At 27.9% G+C, this 20,027-nt stretch carries 22 protein-coding genes and 1 riboswitch; of the genes, 14 read left to right on the top strand and 8 right to left on the bottom strand.

Translation table 11 applies throughout. The features are described from left to right. Window positions 1-4 precede the first annotated feature (4 nt). The 6 genes from pyrE to AC2A4K_RS08735 all read left to right on the top strand — a co-directional run bounded on the left by pyrE (window position 5) and on the right by AC2A4K_RS08735 (window position 5,292). Entirely contained in the window at window positions 5-583 is a 579-nt protein-coding gene (gene pyrE / locus AC2A4K_RS08760; protein WP_322503322.1) for an orotate phosphoribosyltransferase, read from the top strand. Window positions 584-756: 173 nt separating this feature from the next. Beyond that, window positions 757-1,230 carry a glutaminase gene (locus AC2A4K_RS08755; RefSeq protein ID WP_322503323.1) on the top strand — a complete coding sequence of 158 codons (474 nt, stop codon included), beginning with the start codon at window positions 757-759 and terminating at the stop codon, window positions 1,228-1,230. A gap of 169 nt (window positions 1,231-1,399) precedes the next feature. Further along, on the top strand, window positions 1,400-2,197 hold the full coding sequence (locus AC2A4K_RS08750) for a class I SAM-dependent methyltransferase (protein ID WP_322503324.1): 798 nt from the start codon (window positions 1,400-1,402) through the stop codon (window positions 2,195-2,197). 25 nt (window positions 2,198-2,222) lie between these two features. Then, the gene (locus AC2A4K_RS08745) at window positions 2,223-2,645 is read left to right on the top strand and encodes a GNAT family N-acetyltransferase (RefSeq protein ID WP_322503325.1); all 423 of its coding nucleotides are present in this window, start codon (window positions 2,223-2,225) and stop codon (window positions 2,643-2,645) included. A 500-nt stretch (window positions 2,646-3,145) separates the two neighbouring features. Further along, the gene (locus AC2A4K_RS08740) at window positions 3,146-4,267 is read left to right on the top strand and encodes a DEAD/DEAH box helicase (RefSeq protein WP_322503326.1); all 1,122 of its coding nucleotides are present in this window, start codon (window positions 3,146-3,148) and stop codon (window positions 4,265-4,267) included. 272 nt (window positions 4,268-4,539) lie between these two features. After that, a complete protein-coding gene (locus AC2A4K_RS08735) occupies window positions 4,540-5,292 on the top strand; it encodes an exodeoxyribonuclease III (protein ID WP_322503327.1) in 753 nt (250 codons plus the stop codon). A gap of 80 nt (window positions 5,293-5,372) precedes the next feature. Here the strand turns inward: AC2A4K_RS08735 and AC2A4K_RS08730 are convergent, their stop codons facing one another. Next, window positions 5,373-5,909, bottom strand: coding sequence for an ECF transporter S component (locus AC2A4K_RS08730; RefSeq protein WP_322503328.1), 537 nt, complete (start codon window positions 5,907-5,909; stop codon window positions 5,373-5,375). 169 nt (window positions 5,910-6,078) lie between these two features. Between AC2A4K_RS08730 and AC2A4K_RS08725 the strand changes: the two genes are divergently transcribed. The 3 genes from AC2A4K_RS08725 (at window position 6,079) to AC2A4K_RS08715 (ending at window position 7,818) form a co-directional block, all read left to right on the top strand. Next, complete coding sequence (locus AC2A4K_RS08725; RefSeq protein ID WP_322503329.1) at window positions 6,079-6,813, top strand: HAD-IB family hydrolase; 735 nt, start codon at window positions 6,079-6,081, stop codon at window positions 6,811-6,813. A gap of 341 nt (window positions 6,814-7,154) precedes the next feature. After that, window positions 7,155-7,538, top strand: coding sequence for an NUDIX domain-containing protein (locus AC2A4K_RS08720; RefSeq protein ID WP_322503330.1), 384 nt, complete (start codon window positions 7,155-7,157; stop codon window positions 7,536-7,538). Window positions 7,539-7,599: 61 nt separating this feature from the next. After that, entirely contained in the window at window positions 7,600-7,818 is a 219-nt protein-coding gene (locus tag AC2A4K_RS08715) for a hypothetical protein (RefSeq protein ID WP_322503331.1), read from the top strand. Window positions 7,819-7,862: 44 nt separating this feature from the next. Here the strand turns inward: AC2A4K_RS08715 and AC2A4K_RS08710 are convergent, their stop codons facing one another. Continuing rightward, window positions 7,863-8,510, bottom strand: coding sequence for a YczE/YyaS/YitT family protein (locus tag AC2A4K_RS08710; protein ID WP_322503332.1), 648 nt, complete (start codon window positions 8,508-8,510; stop codon window positions 7,863-7,865). A gap of 278 nt (window positions 8,511-8,788) precedes the next feature. Here AC2A4K_RS08710 and AC2A4K_RS08705 point away from each other — a divergent pair, with 278 nt between their 5' ends. Next, window positions 8,789-9,121 (top strand): hypothetical protein, encoded by a 333-nt coding sequence (locus tag AC2A4K_RS08705; protein ID WP_322503333.1) that lies wholly within the window; start codon window positions 8,789-8,791, stop codon window positions 9,119-9,121. Between the two features lie 34 nt (window positions 9,122-9,155). On the opposite strand, the gene AC2A4K_RS08700 is transcribed toward AC2A4K_RS08705, so the two are convergent. Then, window positions 9,156-10,376, bottom strand: coding sequence for a dicarboxylate/amino acid:cation symporter (locus tag AC2A4K_RS08700; RefSeq protein WP_322503334.1), 1,221 nt, complete (start codon window positions 10,374-10,376; stop codon window positions 9,156-9,158). A gap of 212 nt (window positions 10,377-10,588) precedes the next feature. Continuing rightward, window positions 10,589-10,763: riboswitch (Lysine riboswitch) on the top strand. A gap of 127 nt (window positions 10,764-10,890) precedes the next feature. Between AC2A4K_RS08700 and AC2A4K_RS08695 the strand changes: the two genes are divergently transcribed. Continuing rightward, window positions 10,891-12,378 carry an amino acid permease gene (locus AC2A4K_RS08695; RefSeq protein ID WP_322503335.1) on the top strand — a complete coding sequence of 496 codons (1,488 nt, stop codon included), beginning with the start codon at window positions 10,891-10,893 and terminating at the stop codon, window positions 12,376-12,378. Window positions 12,379-12,537: 159 nt separating this feature from the next. On the opposite strand, the gene ilvA is transcribed toward AC2A4K_RS08695, so the two are convergent. Next, a complete protein-coding gene (gene ilvA / locus AC2A4K_RS08690) occupies window positions 12,538-13,737 on the bottom strand; it encodes a threonine ammonia-lyase (RefSeq protein WP_322503336.1) in 1,200 nt (399 codons plus the stop codon). Between the two features lie 122 nt (window positions 13,738-13,859). Here ilvA and AC2A4K_RS08685 point away from each other — a divergent pair, with 122 nt between their 5' ends. After that, complete coding sequence (locus AC2A4K_RS08685) at window positions 13,860-14,078, top strand: DUF3892 domain-containing protein (protein WP_322503337.1); 219 nt, start codon at window positions 13,860-13,862, stop codon at window positions 14,076-14,078. A 927-nt stretch (window positions 14,079-15,005) separates the two neighbouring features. Beyond that, entirely contained in the window at window positions 15,006-15,950 is a 945-nt protein-coding gene (locus AC2A4K_RS08680; protein WP_322503824.1) for a tyrosine recombinase XerC, read from the top strand. Between the two features lie 105 nt (window positions 15,951-16,055). Here AC2A4K_RS08680 and AC2A4K_RS08675 read toward each other — a convergent pair whose 3' ends face one another. Next, complete coding sequence (locus tag AC2A4K_RS08675) at window positions 16,056-16,445, bottom strand: hypothetical protein (protein WP_322503338.1); 390 nt, start codon at window positions 16,443-16,445, stop codon at window positions 16,056-16,058. Between the two features lie 240 nt (window positions 16,446-16,685). On the opposite strand from AC2A4K_RS08675, the gene lexA reads away from it, so the two are divergent. After that, complete coding sequence (gene lexA, locus AC2A4K_RS08670) at window positions 16,686-17,297, top strand: transcriptional repressor LexA (RefSeq protein WP_322503339.1); 612 nt, start codon at window positions 16,686-16,688, stop codon at window positions 17,295-17,297. 40 nt (window positions 17,298-17,337) lie between these two features. Here the strand turns inward: lexA and AC2A4K_RS08665 are convergent, their stop codons facing one another. The 3 genes from AC2A4K_RS08665 to hfq form a co-directional block, all read right to left on the bottom strand. Continuing rightward, window positions 17,338-18,243 (bottom strand): V-type ATP synthase subunit I domain-containing protein, encoded by a 906-nt coding sequence (locus tag AC2A4K_RS08665; protein ID WP_322503340.1) that lies wholly within the window; start codon window positions 18,241-18,243, stop codon window positions 17,338-17,340. A gap of 154 nt (window positions 18,244-18,397) precedes the next feature. Further along, entirely contained in the window at window positions 18,398-19,678 is a 1,281-nt protein-coding gene (locus AC2A4K_RS08660) for a methionine gamma-lyase family protein (RefSeq protein ID WP_322503341.1), read from the bottom strand. Between the two features lie 103 nt (window positions 19,679-19,781). Further along, complete coding sequence (gene hfq, locus AC2A4K_RS08655) at window positions 19,782-20,024, bottom strand: RNA chaperone Hfq (RefSeq protein ID WP_322503342.1); 243 nt, start codon at window positions 20,022-20,024, stop codon at window positions 19,782-19,784. Window positions 20,025-20,027 lie beyond the last annotated feature (3 nt).

Genomic DNA, 20,027 nt, shown 5'->3' with positions numbered 1-20,027 from the left:
AAATATGAAAAATACAGACGTTATGGTTATAGATACATTAAAAGAGGTTGGAGCTTTATTAGAAGGACATTTCTTACTATCATCAGGAAGACACTCTAATAGATACTGCCAATGTGCTCAATTATTAAAACATCCAGATAAAGCTGAAAAAGTATTAAAAGTTGTTGCAGATCAATTAAAGGACATCGACTTTGACTTAGTTGTAGGACCAGCTATGGGAGGCGTTATAGTAGCTTACGAATTAGGAAGACAATTAGGTAAGCCAGCAATCTTCACTGAGAGAGTAGATGGAGAAATGACTCTTAGAAGAGGATTCACTATAGAAAAGGGACAAAAAGTAGTAATAACAGAGGATGTTGTAACTACAGGTAAGAGTTTTAAAGAAGCTGCAAAAGTAATTGAAGAACAAGGCGGAGAAGTTGTAGCAGTAGTTTGTATAGTAGATAGAACTCCAGGAAATGTAACAGACTTCCCAATGTATAGTTCAATAAAACTTGATATAGAAAGCTTTGAGGCAGAAAACTGCCCACTATGTAAAGAAGGTACACCTTACATTAAACCAGGTAGCAGAAACATAAAATAGTATAAAAACTTTAAATGAATTTATATATCAAATAAAAACTTCAGTACATATTGTACTGGAGTTTTTATATTTTACTAATTTGTTAAAATATTGTATTATAATTGGAATGTGTAAAAAATTAACTTATAATTTTAAATATACAATAAGTTCCAGTTTGATAGGGAGGAGATTAAATGATAACTACTTTATCAAAACATAGGAATAAGATTATAGGTTTAACTCTTTTTATAATTGCAATTATTATATTGGCTATGGTTCCCACAGATGATTTTCCATTTGATAAACCTAATCTTAAAATAACTTATGATAATGAAAAAGTTTCTACAATCAATGGAGAATTTAATTGGTTTAATAAAGAGTTAGGTGGAAACAGTACTTTTGCAGAGCCTTTAGAGAATTTAAATAAGCCAATATATGCAGAAGGCGGAGAAACACTCCAAATAAAGTTTTCTAAAGAACCTAATTCTGTAACTATCCAAGAACTGTCTACTACCCCTTATACAGATTATGAATATTTAAATGGAGATTCAAAGAAGGAATATTCTTTTATATTACCTAAAGAAAAGGGAGAATATTACTTTGAAGTGAAAGGAGTTTGGGATGAAACTCATAATATAGCTGAGATATTTAAGGTTTGCATTGAATAATATTAAATAGTTTATTCTTATTATTTTCATATTAAATATAATTGTTGTTTTAAAGAAGTAATGATAGTAATGTATGAAATATAAACAAGCGATAATTTAACTTGTCTATATTAATGATTTACTTATTTTTAGATTTTATAAAATTATATTAACTAAAGGGGAGAAATTTATGAGGGAAGAAGAGATTTTAAAATTTGAAAGTGAAGAAGAAAGAGTGTCCGCCTTATATGATATATTTAATGAAAGTACTAGGCTTTCATCAAAGGCTAATCAGGTTGAGTTTTTGACAACAGTAAGAAACATTGAAAAGTTTCTTAAACCAGGAATGAAGATTCTTGATTTAGGGGCTGGTACTGGAGAATATAGTCTATATTTTGCTAAAAAAGGTTTTCAAGTAACAGCTATTGAATTAGTTGAAAAACATGTTAAAGAAATCAAAGAAAAATGTGAGAAGGACATGAATTTAAGCGTTTTTCAAGGTAATGCATTAAACATATCTAATATTGAAGAAAATAGTTATGATATTGTACTATGTTTTGGTCCTCTATATCATTTAAGTAAGATTGAAGATAGAATGAAATCTATAGAAGAGGTAAAAAGAGTTTGTAAAGATAATGGAAAAATGTTTTTTGCCTTTATATCTAATGATATGGTAATAACTACAGAAACTATGTGTTATAATCCAAACTTTTTAAAAGGAGATGCTTATGATCATGAAACATTTAAGTTAGTTGATTATCCTTTTGTATTTCACAGTGTAGATCAGTGTAGAAAACTACTAAATGACTCTGGGGTTGAAATTATTTCTGAAATTGCTGCAGATGGATTAAGTGAGCTTTTAGCAGATAAAATAAATAATATGGATGAAGAGGACTATAATCTATGGTTAAATTATCATTATCATTGTTCGGAAAAACCAGAGTTTCTAGGATATAGTAACCATTTATTGTTTATAGCTGAAAAATAATATTATTTTTAATTAAAGAGGTTTTATGGATTTAGAAAAAGTAATTTTAAAAAAAGATTCAATTAATGATATAAAAAGTATAGCTTTATTATATGAAAGTGCAGGCTGGATTAATTATACTGAAGATTTAAATAAATTAGAAAGAGCATTTAAAAATTCACTAAAAATAACTTCAGCTTGGCATGGTGAAAAGTTAGTAGGTCTTATTAGAGTTGTTGGTGATGGTTTAACTATAATATATATACAAGATATAATTGTACTTCCTGAATATCAAGGAAATGGTATTGGGAGAGGATTAATTAATTCTGTATTAGATGAATATAAAAATGTTAGACAAAAAGTATTGATAAGTGATGATAAAGAAGCTTCAGTCGAGTTTTATAAAAAGGTTGGTTTTAAATCAATTGATAATTATAATGGAGTAGCTTTTGTAAATTATATAGAATAACTTTAAAATACAAAACCTCAGTAATTATTACTGAGGTTTTAATTATAAAATAATTAAGTTAATGACTTCATATACCTAAGATAATTTATAAGTGTTTTCTAAAGAATGCTTCCATAGCTCCGTTTTTATTTATTGAAGATATAAAACCACATTCTTTAAAACCTCTTCTCATATTCCATTTTTGAGCCTTTGTTAGAATTATTATTTAGGAACTTAATAATAATTCTGAATTTTTTTCAATCATTTGATTTACAACTCTAGCATTAAATTTCATAAAAAACCTTTCCTTATATCTATATTTATTTGACTTATTAAAATTACTATGATATTCTTATTTAGCAGTTGGTACTTAATGGTGCTGTAGCATAGAGCATGGATCTTTAACTGGAACCATGCTCTATTTTTTATGTTAATATAATTTTAGAGTATTAATATGTTTTTTTAATAAACATATATTAAATTTATTAAAGAAGAAATTTGAAAGGAAAAGGATAAGAGCATTGAATTTTTTAGAACTTGGAATAAATGAAAGATTAACAAAAAGACTATTAAAAAGTGGAATTAAAACTCCAACTAAAATACAAGAAGATAGCATACCGCATATATTAAATGGAGCTGATTTAATAGGTGAGGCAAAAACAGGAACAGGAAAAACTTTAGCATTTTTATTACCTACAGTACAAAATATTGATGAGAATAGCAAAGATACTCAAGTACTTGTTATATCACCTACAAGAGAACTTGCTATTCAGATAACTGATGAGGCGAAAAATTTAACTAAAGCAACATACATAAAAGTTTTAGCCGCATATGGTGGAAAGGATGTATCATCACAGGTTAATAAATTAAGACAATCTATACATATGGTAATAGCAACTCCTGGAAGATTGCTTGATCATATAGAAAGAAAAACTATAGATTTAAGTAAGATTAATACTGTTATAATTGATGAAGCTGATCAAATGCTTCTTATGGGATTTAGAAATGAAATTACAGAAATCATGAAGCATGTTCCAAAGAAAGCTCAAACACTTTGTTTTTCTGCAACTATGGATTCAGCAGTTAAAAAACTTGCTTATAGATACATGAATGATCCTATAATGGTAAAAGTTGAAGAAGAAACTCTAGTTGTTGATAAAATAAGACAAGAGGTAGTTGAAACAACAGATAGGTGGAAACAGGATGCTCTTTGTACAGTATTAGAAGAGGATAATCCTTTTATGGCTATAATATTCTGTAGAACAAAAAGAAGAGCTGATGAGCTTGAAGCAGGTTTTAGTAAAAGAGGAATAGCATGTGAAAAGATACATAGTGATGTTTCTCAAGCAAAGAGAGAAAAAATTATGAAGCAATTTAGAAAATGTACTATTCAATATCTTATTGCTACAGATGTTGCCTCAAGGGGAATAGATATAACAGGTGTAACTCATATATATAACTATGATATACCAGAAACTGTAGAAAGTTATGTTCATAGAATAGGAAGAACAGGTAGAGCTGGAGATGAAGGATATACATGTATGTTTATAGATCCAAAGAACCTACCTATGTTAAAACAAATTGAGGATACTTTACAAATAAGTATAAATAGAAGAGATGTAGATATAAAGAAAACTAAATAATAATTAACATAGCTATCTCCTATTACTAATTTTAGCGAATTGGAGATGGCTTTTTTTAGTTTATTAAGATCTAAATAATAAATGTAATCTTTCTACTTATTAGTTGATATTTAAAGGGATTTAAATTATAATTACTAAGAAATAATTATTATTATTTTGAATTAAGAGATGATTTATTTTGAATATTTTATTACAATAGAATAATAGACATGAAAATATATAATATTATCTTGGAAGAAAGTTTCAAGAATGATACAGGAGGAATTTTTAATATGAAATTAATATCATGGAATGTTAACGGCTTAAGAGCTTGTGTTAAAAAAGGATTTTTAGATTATTTTAAATCTGAAGATGCTGATATATTTTGTTTACAAGAAACTAAGTTACAAGAAGGACAAATAGAGTTAGATTTAGAGGGATATCACCAGTATTGGAATTATGCTGAGAAAAAAGGATATTCAGGTACTGCTATATTTACAAAGAAAGAACCCCTAAATGTTTATTATGGTATAAATATGGAACATCATGATAAAGAAGGGAGAGTTATAACTTTAGAGTTTGAGGACTTCTTTATGGTAACTGTATATACTCCAAACTCTCAAACAGCACTTGCTAGATTAGATTATAGAATGCAATGGGAAGATGATTTTAAAAACTATCTTTTAGAACTTTCTTCTAAAAAAGGTGTAGTTGTATGTGGTGATTTAAATGTTGCTCATAAAGAGATAGATTTAAAAAATCCTAAGTCAAATAGAAAGAATGCTGGTTTTACAGATGAAGAAAGAGATAAATTCTCTACTTTATTATCAAGTGGATTTATAGATACTTTCCGTTACTTCAATCCAGAGGTAGAGGGAATTTATTCCTGGTGGTCATATAGATTTAATGCGAGAAAGAATAATGCTGGATGGAGAATTGATTATTTCTTAGTTTCAAATAGTTTAGAGTCAAGAATAAAAGATGCTTTTATAGATACAGAGGTATTAGGATCAGATCACTGTCCTGTTAAATTAATAATGGATTAATACTTAAAATAATAAAAACGTGCAAACACAGTGTAAGTTGTTTGTACGTTTTTATTATCAAGTAATAATTTTAATAAATTTTAGCTAAAAGCTTTCTTTTCTTGTTTATATAATACTTTTGAAAGTGGTAATGCTATAACTATACCTACACCAGCTTGCATTATATTACCTATTATATCCTTTGCTGAATAAGCTAAAGCACCTATAAGAGTATTAGAACTTCCTGTGAATAGTAATGCTATGATTGCTCCAGCGAAGAAATATGCTACTACCATAAAAACTCCTGAAATTAAGAAAGGATTTAAATAACTCTTTCTATGATTAACTTCTAAAAGATATCCTGCTATATATGCCATTAAAGCCTTTATTATAAAAGTAAATGGTGCCCAAATTATATATCCACCATATAAGTCTACAAGAGCCATACCAATACCGCTTGCTATAGCACCTCTTTTTTTACCTAATAATGCTGCAGATAAAAGAACCATGCAATCGCCTAGTTGAACATAGCCTCCAAAGGTTGGTATTCTTATTAAGCTTGCTGCTATAAATATTATTGCGATCATTAATGCTGTAAAGACTGTTTTATGAAATCTATTATCCGTATTAATATTCATTTTTTTACCTCCTGAATAAAAAATATAGTTATATATTAAAATATTATTAATATATTATCAAATGTATGGGTACAATTATATTTTATATATTCCCTTTAAAATTTATTTATTTATGATATACTTTTAAATAATACATAAATGGAAACCATACAGAAGAGGAGAGAAAAATATGAAAAAGAAGAACATAGCAGCATTTTTTGATATTGATGGAACAATATACAGAGAAGGACTAATAACAGAAGTATTTAAAAAAATAATAAAATATGAATTAGTTGATGAAACTAAATGGTATAAAGATGTACGTCCTGCTTTTATAAAATGGGATAAGAGACAAGGTGATTATGATGAATATTTACTTAAAATGGTTGATATATATACTGAGGCAATAAAAGGCATAAGTAATTATCATATAGAATACATAGCTAAAAAAGTAATAGAACAAAAAGGCGATAGAGTATATACATTTACTAGAGAAAGAATTAAATGGCACAAAGAACAAGGACACATAGTAATAGCTATTTCTGGCTCACCATATGAACTGGTAAAAGAGATGTCAGGAAAATATAATATGAATGATTTCAAAGGTACTATATACAAACTTGATGATAATAATACATATAATGGAGATATAATACCTATGTGGGATTCAGAAAGTAAAGAAAAAGCTATTTTAGAATTAAAAGAAAAATATAACATAGATTTAGAAAATAGCTATGCTTATGGAGATACTTCAGGTGATTTTACTATGTTTAAAAGTGTTGGAATACCATATGCAATTAATCCAACAAGAGAACTTCTAACAAAAGTTCTTGACTGTGATGAAATTAAAGAAAAAATTAAAGTTATTGTCGAAAGAAAAGATGTTACTTATGACTTAGATATAAATAATCTAAAACTTCTATAATAAGAAAAGCAACCTTTCATAAGAAAGGTTGCTTTTCTTATGAAAGTTCGTAATTATACTTAAAAATACGGGGGTTATACTTTGGGTAGTCATCATAATATACGTATATATACGAATTATTATAGAATATATTTGTTTAATGTACATATTAGTTAGAGGGTTAAAGTGTACGTCAAAATTAGAAAAACAAGTTAGAAAACTATTTAAAACATATTTAAAACAAGAATCATTAAATAATATTGAAAACTTTATTTAAACTTATACTAAAATAGCACAATAATATATAATAATTTGCTATAATATGTATATAAAAAGCGAAATGTGTAAAAGGGGAGACTTATATGGGTAACATTAAATTTTGTTCTATCCTTATAAAGGATGATTTTAATAATATTTTAATTTCAAAAAGAAAAGGTAAAAAAGCTGATGAACACTTATGGTATCTTTTTGACAGAAAAATAAAGGGTAGAGAAACTCCAGAAAAATGTGCAAATAGGGCTATAAAAGAAGATTTAAAAACTATAGTTTTCGATTTAAAGGAATTATATGATTTTAATATTAATGAAGAGGAAAGTTTAAGAGTGTTTACAGGATCTTTAAAAGAAAAGGTTACTTGTGGTGCAAACATAACTGCATACAAATGGATAAATAAAGATGAATTAAGTAACTATACTTTTGCAGATGGAGAATTAGAAAAGATAAACGCTTTTTTTGAGACTATATAAAACATGCCAATATTGGCATGTTTTTCTTTTATTGTTATAATAAAATTGTGAGGTGATTATTATGACATTATTAAGAAAGAAAATTTTAGGAGAAGATTTTCATGTTACTATAAAACCTATATATAATAGAGATGATACATTAGCATTTACTTTTTCACCAGATCAGAAGAGGGTAGAGGTTGGTGAAGAGATTACAATTACAGTAAAACATCCCACAGAAAAATATGATGCTTTCTGTGATGAATTAGTAGAACTTATAGCTAGATATCAAGAGATATAAAAAATACATATAAAAAAACAGTCCTTATGGACTGTTTTTTTATATTATTTTTCAGCAGTTTTTCCTATGAATTTATGTACAATTTTTTCACATGGTGGCATGAAAAATTGGATAGCCGGACCTGTGAAAAGAACTGCTATTATTGTACCAACACCAACAACACCAGCTAATAAGTAACCAACTACTAAGAAACTTAAATCTAAGCCGATACGTATCCAACGGTATTGGAAATTAGTTTTATCTCTTATTATAAGAGGAACTAAATCGTTTGGTGCAACTCCTAATTCAGTACTAACTAAGAATGAGAATCCTATAGCTATTATTATACAGCTTAAAGCTACAATCACACATTTTACAGGTAAGTTAAAACTACTAAGTGAAGTATCTAATCCAGCCTTTTGTAATAATCCCATAATAAAATCTATAGTAGGTCCTATTACTAATACAAGTACAAAAGTTCCAACTTTAAGTTGTTTTCTGTCAATAACGAAAATTCCAATAACTAAAGTAATAAGTATTATCATATTAGCTGTTCCAGTTGAAATACTTAAAGCTTTTGAAAGCCCTTGAGTAAATACAGTGAAAGGATCTGATCCTGCACCACTTAATAAAAATATTACAACGCCTAATTGTATGATTGCCATTCCTAATAAGAAAAATATAAGTTTAGGAATAAATTTTTCTTTTTTCATTTTTTAATACACTCCTTAATTTTTGAGTTTTGTGAATCGTATTATTGAATGTGAATTTAATATTTAACGTGTATTTAAAAACTTAAAAGAATACCAAACAAAATGATTATACAAGTTGTTCATCAATATGTCAAATATATTTAATAAACACATAAATTCTTTCACAATTTAATGATAAAATGGATAATAAAACTATATTATTTGTATAGATAAGAAAAATTGAAATGTAGGTAATTTTATCTTATAATTATTACGTTAGATATAGAGAGGTGACAAATATGAATGATAATAAGACTAAAGAACATATTGCTAGAATAGCAAAAGCTTCAACATATTTCATTTTTAAGAATGGTCCTGTAAATAAAATTCATAAGGAAAATAAAATTTCTGATGAAGAACTTAAAGAGATGCAAGAGTATATGCAAAATCACTTAGCATATCTTTATGAGGTTTTACTTGAAGAAGGTAATCTTAAAAAATATGAACTTATAATGAATACTATGAATCAATTCTATGTAAATGATGATACTGAAGTAGTATTAGCTGATGAGGGATTTGATGCTTTATATGAGCAATTATTCCCCAAAAGCAATAATATAATTATTAAATAAAAAAATGACTATGAGAATTTCTCATAGTCATTTTTTAATTACAACTAACCTCTGGAAGAAACTCTTCTTTAGCCTCTTCAATTTTAAGATTAGATTTTTTATTTCTTCTTAGGATAGACTCTACTATTATTGCTATAGCTCCATCACCTGTTACATTTGTTGCTGTACCAAAACTATCCTGTGCAGCATGTAATGCTATCATTAATGATTTTTCCACATTACCAAAGCCAAGCATACTTTCAAGTAAACCTAGAGAAGCCATAACACCACCACCAGGTACTCCTGGTGCTGCTACCATAGTTACTCCTAACATAACTATGAAAGGTAACATAAGTGATAATGTTGGAACTTGTCCTTTCATATACATTACAGCCATAGAAGCAAGTACTAAAGTTATAGTATCACCAGCCAAGTTTATTGTAGCTCCTAAAGGTATAACAAAGTCTGCAACATCTTCATCGACTTTATTTTCTATAGTACAGTTTAAAGTAACTGGAATTGTAGCTGCTGATGATTGAGTACCTAAAGCTGTCATATATGCAGGAATCATATTTTTTAACAGTTTAAATGGATTTTGTTTCTTTATAGTTCCAGCTAAAACATATTGAACTAATAAATAAGCTCCTTGTATTGAGAAAAGAACTACGTAAACAAGTCCAAAAGATTTTAAAGTAGTAAATATTTCACCATTATAGCTTAACTTAGCAAATATTGAAAGAATATATACTGGAACTAATGGTATTAAAAGATTTTTTATTGTTAATGAAACAACATGATTAAACTCTTCAGATACTTTTAATAAGTAACTATTTTTTATTCTTGATATTCCTATACCTAATAAGAATGCAAAAACCAAAGCAGACATAACACTAAACATTGGAGGTATGTCTATTGCGAAGTATGGTTCAACATTTACAGAGCTAGTACTTAAAGAAGCACTTACTATAAATTTAGGAAGTAATGAACGTCCTATAAAGAATGTTATTATACCTATTAAAAATGTTGATGCATATGCTATTAAAGTTGTTACTAAAAGTCCTTTTCCTGATTTGCTTCCTAAAGATGCGATTCCAGGTACTATAAATCCAACTATTATAAGTGGTATTAAAAAACTAAGTAAGTTTCCGAATAATCCATTGAAGGTCATTAATGCCCTAACGGGTATATCAAAATTTATGTAGGAACAACCTAGCCCAATCAGTATTCCTAAAATGATTGCAAAAAATATTCTCTTTATTAAAGATAAATTTTTCATAATAGCCCCCTTCTTGTATTTTTATTAAATACATCTGTTCTTTGTATGAGTACATATTACTATAATTAATATTTAAAGTCAAGGTAATTATTAATTATAGTAATAAAATATATTCTTTTTATAAATGTAATTTATTGATTGGGTTTCATTAACAATAAAAAAAGATTGACAATTTGTAAATTAAACTGCATAATTATTAATATAAAGTGAATAACTGAGATAGAGGCGCGATGATTAATAGTATCTTTGCAGAGGTAAGCACTATGAAGCAAAGAGAAAGGATGAATCGCCGAAACCAGTAGAAGAGGCTTTAATTCTATTAGGTTGGGGTTGCATATAATATATGTAACACTGTCACAATTAGTTTTGTGGTGTGCTATCATGAAAGAAGAGTATTGTTTAATAAGACTTTACAAACCCTTAAGCATGAAACCACGCTTAAGGGTTTCTTTTGTTAGCGGAACTTAGTTATCACTTATGGGTTAATTATTAAAACCATAAGGAGGACTAAAAAATGAGTCAGGAACAAAATACTAATCTAAAAAGGGGATTAAAATCAAGACATCTTAGTATGATTGCAATGGGTGGAGCCATAGGTACAGGTATTTTCTTAGCAATGGGAGATACTTTGCATCAAGCAGGTGTTGGAGGAGCTTTTGTAGCTTACGGAGTAATAGGAATAATGGTTTATTTCTTATGTACAAGCTTAGGAGAAATGGCAACATATATGCCAGAGACAGGTTCCTTTGGAACTTATGCAACAAAATTCGTAGATCCAGCCTTTGGATTTGCTTTAGGATGGAACTATTGGTATAACTGGGCTATAACAATAGCAGCAGAGATGGTTGCAGGTTCTTTATTAATGAAATTCTGGTTTCCAAATGTTCCAGCTATGGTATGGAGTGCGTTATTTTTAGTAATTATATTAGGTCTTAATTTATTATCTGCTAAAGCTTACGGAGAATCAGAATTTTGGTTTGCAGCAGTAAAAGTTGCTACTGTTATTATTTTCTTAATTATAGGAGTTCTTATGATATTTGGAATAATAGGAGGAGAAAAAGTAGGCTTTAAAAATTTCTATGCTAATGGTGGTCCATTTATTGGAGGAGCAAAATCTATATTCATGATTTTCTTAATAGCTGGCTTCTCATTTCAAGGAACTGAGTTAGTAGGGGTTGCCGCTGGAGAAAGTGAAGATCCTGAAAAAAATGTACCAAAGGCAGTTAACACAATCTTCTGGAGAATTTTATTATTTTATTTAGGAACAATCTTAGTAATTGGAGCTTTAGTACCTAATGCTCAAGCAGGAGTAGAAACAAGTGCTTTCACAGTAGTTTTTGAAAAAATAGGGCTAGCTGGTGCGGCATCTGTTATGAATGCAATAATACTTACATCAGTTTTATCAGCTGGTAACTCAGGAATGTATGCATCTAGTAGAATGCTTTATGCTATGGCTAAAAGTGGAATGGCACCTAAGATATTTCAAAAAACAAATTCTAGAGGAGTGCCAGTTAATGCAATAATATTAACAACAATAATTGCTAGTTTATGTTTCTTAACAGGTATTTATGCTGAGAATACTGTATATGTATGGCTTGTAGCAGCATCTGGTTTATCTGGATTTATAGCATGGCTTGGTATTGCAATATGTCACTATAGATTTAGAAGAGCTTATGTAGCACAAAGGAAAGATATGAGTAAATTAGTTTATAAAGCTAAATTATTTCCACTTGGACCTATAATTGCTTTAATATTATGTGGAATAATCGTTTTAGGACAAGGATATGCTTATTTAGATGTTAGAAATGGAATAGACTGGGGTGGGTTAATTTCATCATATATAGGAATTCCTTTATTCCTAGGTTTATTTTTCTACTATAAATTTAAACATCATACTAAATTAATAAAATTAGAAGATGTTGATTTAAGTAGAGATAATTTTAATTACCATGAATTAGAAGATGTTGATTTACCTTTAGAAGAATTTAAAGATGTTTATTAATTAAAGGGAATTTTAAATAGTATACAATTTCAAAAAGAGTCTATTACAAATAGGCTCTTTTTTATTAGGTTTTATTTAAAGGTGGAGTAGAGAAGTGTATAATTTTAAAAAAGAGACAGTATTTTAATTAAATAAAATACTGCCTCTTTTATTTTCTTACTAATAAATTTGTTTAATTACATAGCTTTGATCAGTTAAAGCCTTTTTAATTTCAGCAATATGAGAATGACCATTAGTTTCTAAGGTTATTTCTATAACCATATTTTTAAGCGCATCTGTTGCCTTAAAATTATTGTGTTCAAGTTTTACTATATTAGCATTTACGTCTGTAAGTATTTTTGAAATTCTAAAAATTTGTCCTGGCTTATGAGGAACTTCTAAGCTAAATCCAAAAAGTCTACCTTTAGAAACTAAAGCGCTATTTATTAATGAGGTTATGGTAACCATATCTATGTTACCACCACTTATTATTGATACTATATTTTTATCTTTAAAATTCAATTTAGAAGAGGCAGCTAAAGAAACAGCTCCTGAAGCTTCAGCTAAAAGTTTGTGCTTTTCACTTAAGGTAAAGAAAGCTTCAACTATTTCATGGTCTGAAACTGTTATTATATCATCTACATATTCTTTTATGAAATTAAAGGTTAAATCACCAGGTTTTTTTACAGCAATACCATCTGCAATTGTATCTACAGATTTTAAATTGATTATTTCTCCTGATTTAAAACTTTGTTCCATAGCATTAGCACCTTCAGCTTGAACTCCTATTATTTTTACATTAGGATTTAATTCCTTAGCAGCTAAAGAGACTCCACTTATAAGACCACCTCCACCAATTGGACAAAGAATAACATCTACATCTTTTAAATCTTCGAAAATTTCTAAAGCTACAGTACCTTGACCATATATTACATCGATGTCATTAAATGGATGTATAAATAAAGTACCTTCTTCTTCTTCTATTCTTTTAGCTTCGTTAAAAGCATCATCATATACATATCCTGATAAAACAACATTTCCACCTAAATCTTTTGTAGATTGAATTTTTAATAGAGGAGTTGTTTTAGGCATTACTATTGTTGATTTAACACTTGCTTGAGAAGCGGCAAAAGCTACACCTTGAGCATGATTCCCAGCAGAAGAACATACAACGCCTCTTGCTTTTTCTTTCTCTGATAAGGATCTTATCTTATTTAATGCGCCTCTAATTTTATAAGCACCTGTTAATTGTAAGTTTTCACATTTCATATACACTTGATTCTCAGATTTCCTTGAGAATACCTCACTATATATTAAAGGTGTTTTTATAACTATATCTTCTATATTCTTTTTTGCTTTAATAATTTTTTCTAAATACAAAATAATCACCTCTCATTTATGTAAACCTTTTATATATTAATTATAACAAACAAAAATAATTTTTTACAGAGAATATTTTTTGAAAATACATGCAAAATAATAGTAAAGGAAGGTGATAATTTATGTCAGATTCTATAGTTAAAGTAAAAAAGAATAGTAGTGGAGAAATTACAGATTACGTTTTAAGTAACGGAAAAACTGTTTCTAAAGCTGAAGGTGTAAGACTTGCAGAAGAGGGAATGATTGATGGTGTTATAATTTCTCATTCTAAAAAAGGTGAAGCTTATTTAAGAAGTATCCCTGATGGAAAAGAAAGTAATAACCTAGACGAATTATCATAATTACATCTTTATAGTATAAGAAAACAAAAGGATGATAACAAGAATATAGTTAACTTCCTTTTGTTTTCTTATTAATATCTAAAAACGATATTAGAATAGTGAGAAATTTGAATATATATTTGTAATGTAAGAAATATTACGTTTTTTTAATCTCGTCATGTATATTATTTTGGAAATTGGTCATAATTAAAATATATCAATCGATATTGGTCATAATTAAAATATATCAATCGATATTGTTATTGTATTACATGTATATGTATTACTTAATGTATTACGATTTGATAATATATAATCGTTCTTTGATTTGAAGAATTGAATTAAGAATTAAAACCACAAACTATGGTTCAAACACAACTAAAAATTTATTTTAAAGTTGTTTTTAAAATACAAATATGAATTTCTTAAAATACCCCTAATTTATAACTTCGCTAAATATACATTTAGCGAAGTTATTGCGTTTTTTAAGTAAATATGCTACAATATAGTCATATCAAGGCTTTGAAAGGATTTTAGACTATGAATAATAAACAAAATCAATTCGAAAATTTTCAATACTCACAGGAAATCAAAGAATTACTCAATATAAATTTAAGTAATGATGATTTAACTAATCTAGATCATATATATAACTATTACGATTCTCAAAATATTCAACGTGACTACGAAGATTTAATTGAAGATATTTATATTTTAATCTTTAAAAGAAATCTAAGTAATACAGAATTGGCAGATATATATAAGATTAATCAAAGAATAATAAAAAGATGGATAAAAGAACTTGGGATGGACAAGCTCTTAGAGGTAGAAAAGGACATCAATTCTGTTGAAAAATCAAATTTTAAAAATGAATTAAACGATGAATCATACAAAAATAAAAATCTTAAATTTGATTTTTTAGAGAAATCGAGATATCCAAAACGAGTTATGGAGTTCCTAAATTACCTAGAAAATGTAAAAGGTAAATCTTTGAATACAATAAAAGGATACTCTGTTGATTTAGGATTATTTTTTAAATTTTTAAAAGTATATAAAGGTTTAGAAAATAATATTGAATTAGAAAAAATCGAAGAAGTTGAAATTTCTGAGTTAAGTGATAATTTTATAAAAGACATAACCTTATCTGATATATATGCATTTTTGGCTTTTTTAGAAAAGGTAAGAAATAATAGCGCTTATGCAAGAGCAAGAAAGGTTGCTACATTAAAGTCTTTCTTTAAGTTTTTAAATTCAAAAATAAAAATAATAGATGAAAATCCAACTGTAGAACTAGAATCACCTAAAATAAATAAAAGACACCCAGTTTATTTGACTTTAGATCAAAGTATAACTGTATTGAATTCGATGGATCAAACAAATAAAAACTATCATAGAGATTACTGCATACTTACTTTATTTTTGAACTGCGGAATGAGATTATCTGAGCTTTGTAACATACAAATAGAAAAAATAAAAGGAGATACCTTAACTATCATAGGTAAAGGTAACAAAGAAAGAACTGTATATTTAAATGAGGCTTCGATTTCTGCTATAGATAGTTATTTAAAAAACAGAAATGATTCAAAAGCTACGGAAGAAGCTAAAAAATATCTATTTTTATCTAGTAAATATAGACCTATAAATAAAAGAAGTGTTGAAATGTTAGTTAAAAAACATATAGAAAATGCAGGGTTTAAAGATCAAAAATATACCCCTCATAAACTTAGACACACAGCTGCTACGCTAATGTATAAGTATGGAAATGTAGATATAAGAAGCTTGCAGAATATCTTAGGGCACGAAAATATTTCTACCACTCAAATTTATACCCATGTAGATGATGAAACTCTAAGAAAAGCTGTTAACACTAACCCTTTAGCTAATATTAAATAGTTTAATTTGGTTAGATTTTATATCTAAAAATCTGAAATTATAAAGAAAATACGGGTATAGAACATATGTTCTATATCCGTATTTTTAGCACTTTTATCTATAAAACTACTCTTTTATTTTTAGTTTTCTAACGCCTGGGAATATTTCTTCTGTCATTTCTTCCATTGTTAAATCATCATTTAAATCTATGTCTTCAAGATATTCTATATGATCAAAAGCATCTTCGTATTCATCTTGCTTCGCTAAATACTCTTCCCAAGTTTCTGTTGTAAGTTCTTCTTCAACATTATCATCTATTTCTTCTTGCTCTTCTTCAGAAAGTTTCTTAAGAGCTTCTTCTATTTTTTTATTTTCCTCAACTTCTTTTGCTATATCAGCTATTTTTATAGCTTTTGTATCTACTCCTTGCATCTCTAAACAATCACCGCAATTGTCGCAAATTTTTCCGTTATATACATCACAATAATCATCGTTGTTAAATTCTTTTTTATCCATAAAGTCACCTCTTATTTTCAAAATCCATCTTTCCATTATAACAAATAAGTTAATTTTTATCAAATAAGACTCTTTTTATCCTTAAAAGTATATCTACTCTCTTTCTTTTTTATAGAAAATAGAAGTTAAATTTTCTCTTTTAAAAATCCTTTTATAATTTTATAGATATGAGAACATAAGTTTGCTATGTTGCTATTCATATGGTATAATATTACCAAAGAATCGTGAGGTGCAATTACTATGATAGTTAAGGAAAGTTCAGATAAACAAACTCAAATATATAATTTTTTAGTTGAATTTACAAAGTCAAAGGGGTATCCACCTTCAGTTAGGGAGATATGTCAAGCTGTTAGCTTGAAATCAACTTCAACTGTTCATGGACATTTAAAAAGATTGGAAAAAAAAGGATTAATATATAGGGATCCAACTAAACCGAGAGCTTTAGAAATAGTGGAATTATCTACTGAAGAAAAAGAGCTTATAGACATTCCTATTATAGGAAAAGTTACTGCTGGTATGCCTATTTTAGCTACAGAAAATATAGAAGATATGTTTCAAATTCCTATAAACTACGTTAAGCATAATAATGAATTATTTATTTTAAAAGTTACTGGAGACAGTATGATAGAATGTGGAATATTAGATGGTGATTTGGCAATAATAGAGCAAAAAAACATAGCTTCAAATGGTGATATAGTTGTGGCTTTAATAGAAAATGAAGCAACCATAAAAAGATTCTTTAAAGAAAATGGATTTATAAGGCTTCAACCAGAAAACAAAAATTATGAACCTATAATAGTTCCAGACTGTTCTGTTTTAGGTAAATTAGTAGGAATATATAGAGCGTATTAATAAAAAAAGAAAGCATCATTTGGTGCTTTCTTTTTTTATTTTAGGAGTTTAATTTGTTTTCTAAAACTTCTTTTTCGTGTTTTAAAGTTCTTATATCTAATTCTAAGCTCTTCTTTTCTAAATCTAACTTATTATCAAATGCCTCTCTAAGCTTCTTAGACTCTTTTTCCAACATTTTAGAGTATTTATCCTCTAATAGCTCTAATTCTTTCTTGTGGTCCTTTCTCATGGCTTCTATAAGCTTTCTATAAGATTCCATCTCTTCCTTATAAGAATTTTCTTTTTCTACATAGAAATCTATTCTTTCTTTAAAAGAGTTTTTTTCTAATTCTAAAGCTTTTATATGAGATTTTTGTTCTTTTATAGAATCTCTTTCCTCTTCTAACCTTCTTTTTAACTCTTCATTTTCCTCTTTTAAAGATTCTAAAGGTTTTAGAGATGCTATTTCTTCCTTGTTTTTTTCTATTAAATCATAGTTTCTAGATACTAATTGAGATAAAGTACTCTTATCCTTTTCTAATGCTTTAATAGTTTCTTTAAGTTCTTCAACTTCCTTTGTTTTAGCTCTAAGTTCTTCTTTTAAAGTCTTATCTCTTTCTATAAACTCTTCTTCTCTTTTTTGTAGTCTCTCTATGGTTACATCTTTTATGGAAAGTTTCTTTACAAACTCCTCTTCTGCTCTTTTCCCTGCATCCTCACTCATTTGAAGAGATGTTAAGAATAATTGATTTATCTTATTTAAATAATCTTGGAAAGATTCTATTTCTAATTTTCTTTCTATTAATGTTGATTTAGAATTCTCTAATTCGTATAAAGATATTAAAGCATCTAGACATTGTCCTTGGTTACCAAATTCATCAGATGCTATTTTTTTAAATTTATCGAAAGTTTCTTCAGTGACTCTGAAGCTTTTTACCTTTAATTCTTTGTTTCTACTCTCTTCCAAAACTATGTCCACCTTTCTCCTTGTAATACGTAATGTAATTGTATATTTGTAATACGTAATAATAACGCTGTATTAATTATACAATATTAAAGTAATTTATTCCATAAAAAAACACCTTAAGTTATAAAAACTTAAAGTGTTTAGAGTTAAAATCTTATTTAAAAATGTTGTTTAAAGCTATTAAGACACCGATTTTAGCGTGATCAAAAGTTAATCCACCTTGTAAATAAGCTATATAAGGCTCTCTTATAGGTGCATCTGCTGAAAGCTCTATAGAAGAACCTTGAATAAAGGCACCAGCTGCCATAATAACTTCATCTGCATATCCTGGCATAGCCCATGGTTCACATTCAACGAAAGAATCTATTGGTGATGCATATTGAACACCCTTACAGAATTTTATAAGCTTTTCTTTATCATTGAATTTTATAGCTTGAATTATATCACTTCTCTTATCTGTATATTTAGGAAGCACCTCAAAACCTGCAAGTTCCATTATTCTAGAACAGAATATAGCACCCTTTAAAGCTTCTATAGCAACATGAGGAGCTAAGAATAATCCTTGATAGAAGTCTTTCATTACTCCAAAAGTACATCCACACTCTGCTCCTATACCTGGTACAGTTAGTCTATAAGATGCTTGCTCTACATATTTTTCTTTTCCTACTATGTATCCACCAGTTGGAGCTATTCCTCCACCTATGTTTTTAATTAATGATCCTGCAATTAAATCAGCACCAACATCTGTAGGTTCTATTATATCTATGAACTCTCCATAACAGTTATCAACAAATACTATTAAATCTTCTCTTAATTCTTTTATCGCTTTTATAGCTTCTCCTAATTCTGTAACTTGGAAAGCATTTCTCCAACCATAACCAGTTGATCTTTGCATATGTATTAACTTTATTGAGTCATCTTCTTTAATCATCTCTAAAGCTTTTTCTATATCAATTTTTCCGTCAATAAGATCTACTTGCTTATAATTAACACCATATTCTTTTAATGATCCTATGTTTTCTTCTCCACTTATACCAATTACACTATGTAAAGTATCATATGGACTACCAGTAACAGCTAATATAGTATCTCCAGGTCTTAAGTTACCAAATAAAGCTGTTCCTAAAGCATGAGTTCCATTAACAAAGTGTGGTCTAACTAAAGCTTTTTCAGCATTAAAGATTCTTGCATAAACTAAATCTAAAGTATCTCTTCCAACATCTCCATATCCATAACCAGTTGAATTAGTGAAGTGGCTATCTGAAATTTTCTCTTCTTGGAAAGCTTTAAGAACTTTTAATTGATTAAATTCTCTTATTTCATCATATATTTTAAATTCATTTTCTACATCAATTATAGCTTGATTATAAAGCTTTAAAGTTTCATCTGTGAAACCGTATTGTTCTTTTAGTAATTCTATAGTTGCATTAAGCATTATTATACCCCCGCATTATTAAAATATCGTACATTTATAAATCTTATCATATAGAAAAAAAATAGGCAAACCAATAAAGGTTTACCTATTTTTTTCTATATATTTAATTATCAAAAACTTGTGCATTATTAAATAAAATAGGTTTAGCTGGTGATACTGTGCTTATAGCATGCTTATAAACAAGTTGTTGTTTTCCATCACTATCTAAAACTACTGTAAAACTATCGAACCCTTTAACAATACCCTTTAATTGAACCCCATTTACTAAAAAGATTGTTACATGTATTCTTTCCTTTCTTGCATTGTTTAAGAATATATCTTGTAGGTTATTGATTGACTTATTCATTCT

This window comes from Clostridium sp. LIBA-8841 (assembly GCF_057782475.1).
The sequence above is the reverse complement of the archived record's forward strand: the minus strand, read 5'-3'. Positions and strand labels throughout refer to the sequence as shown.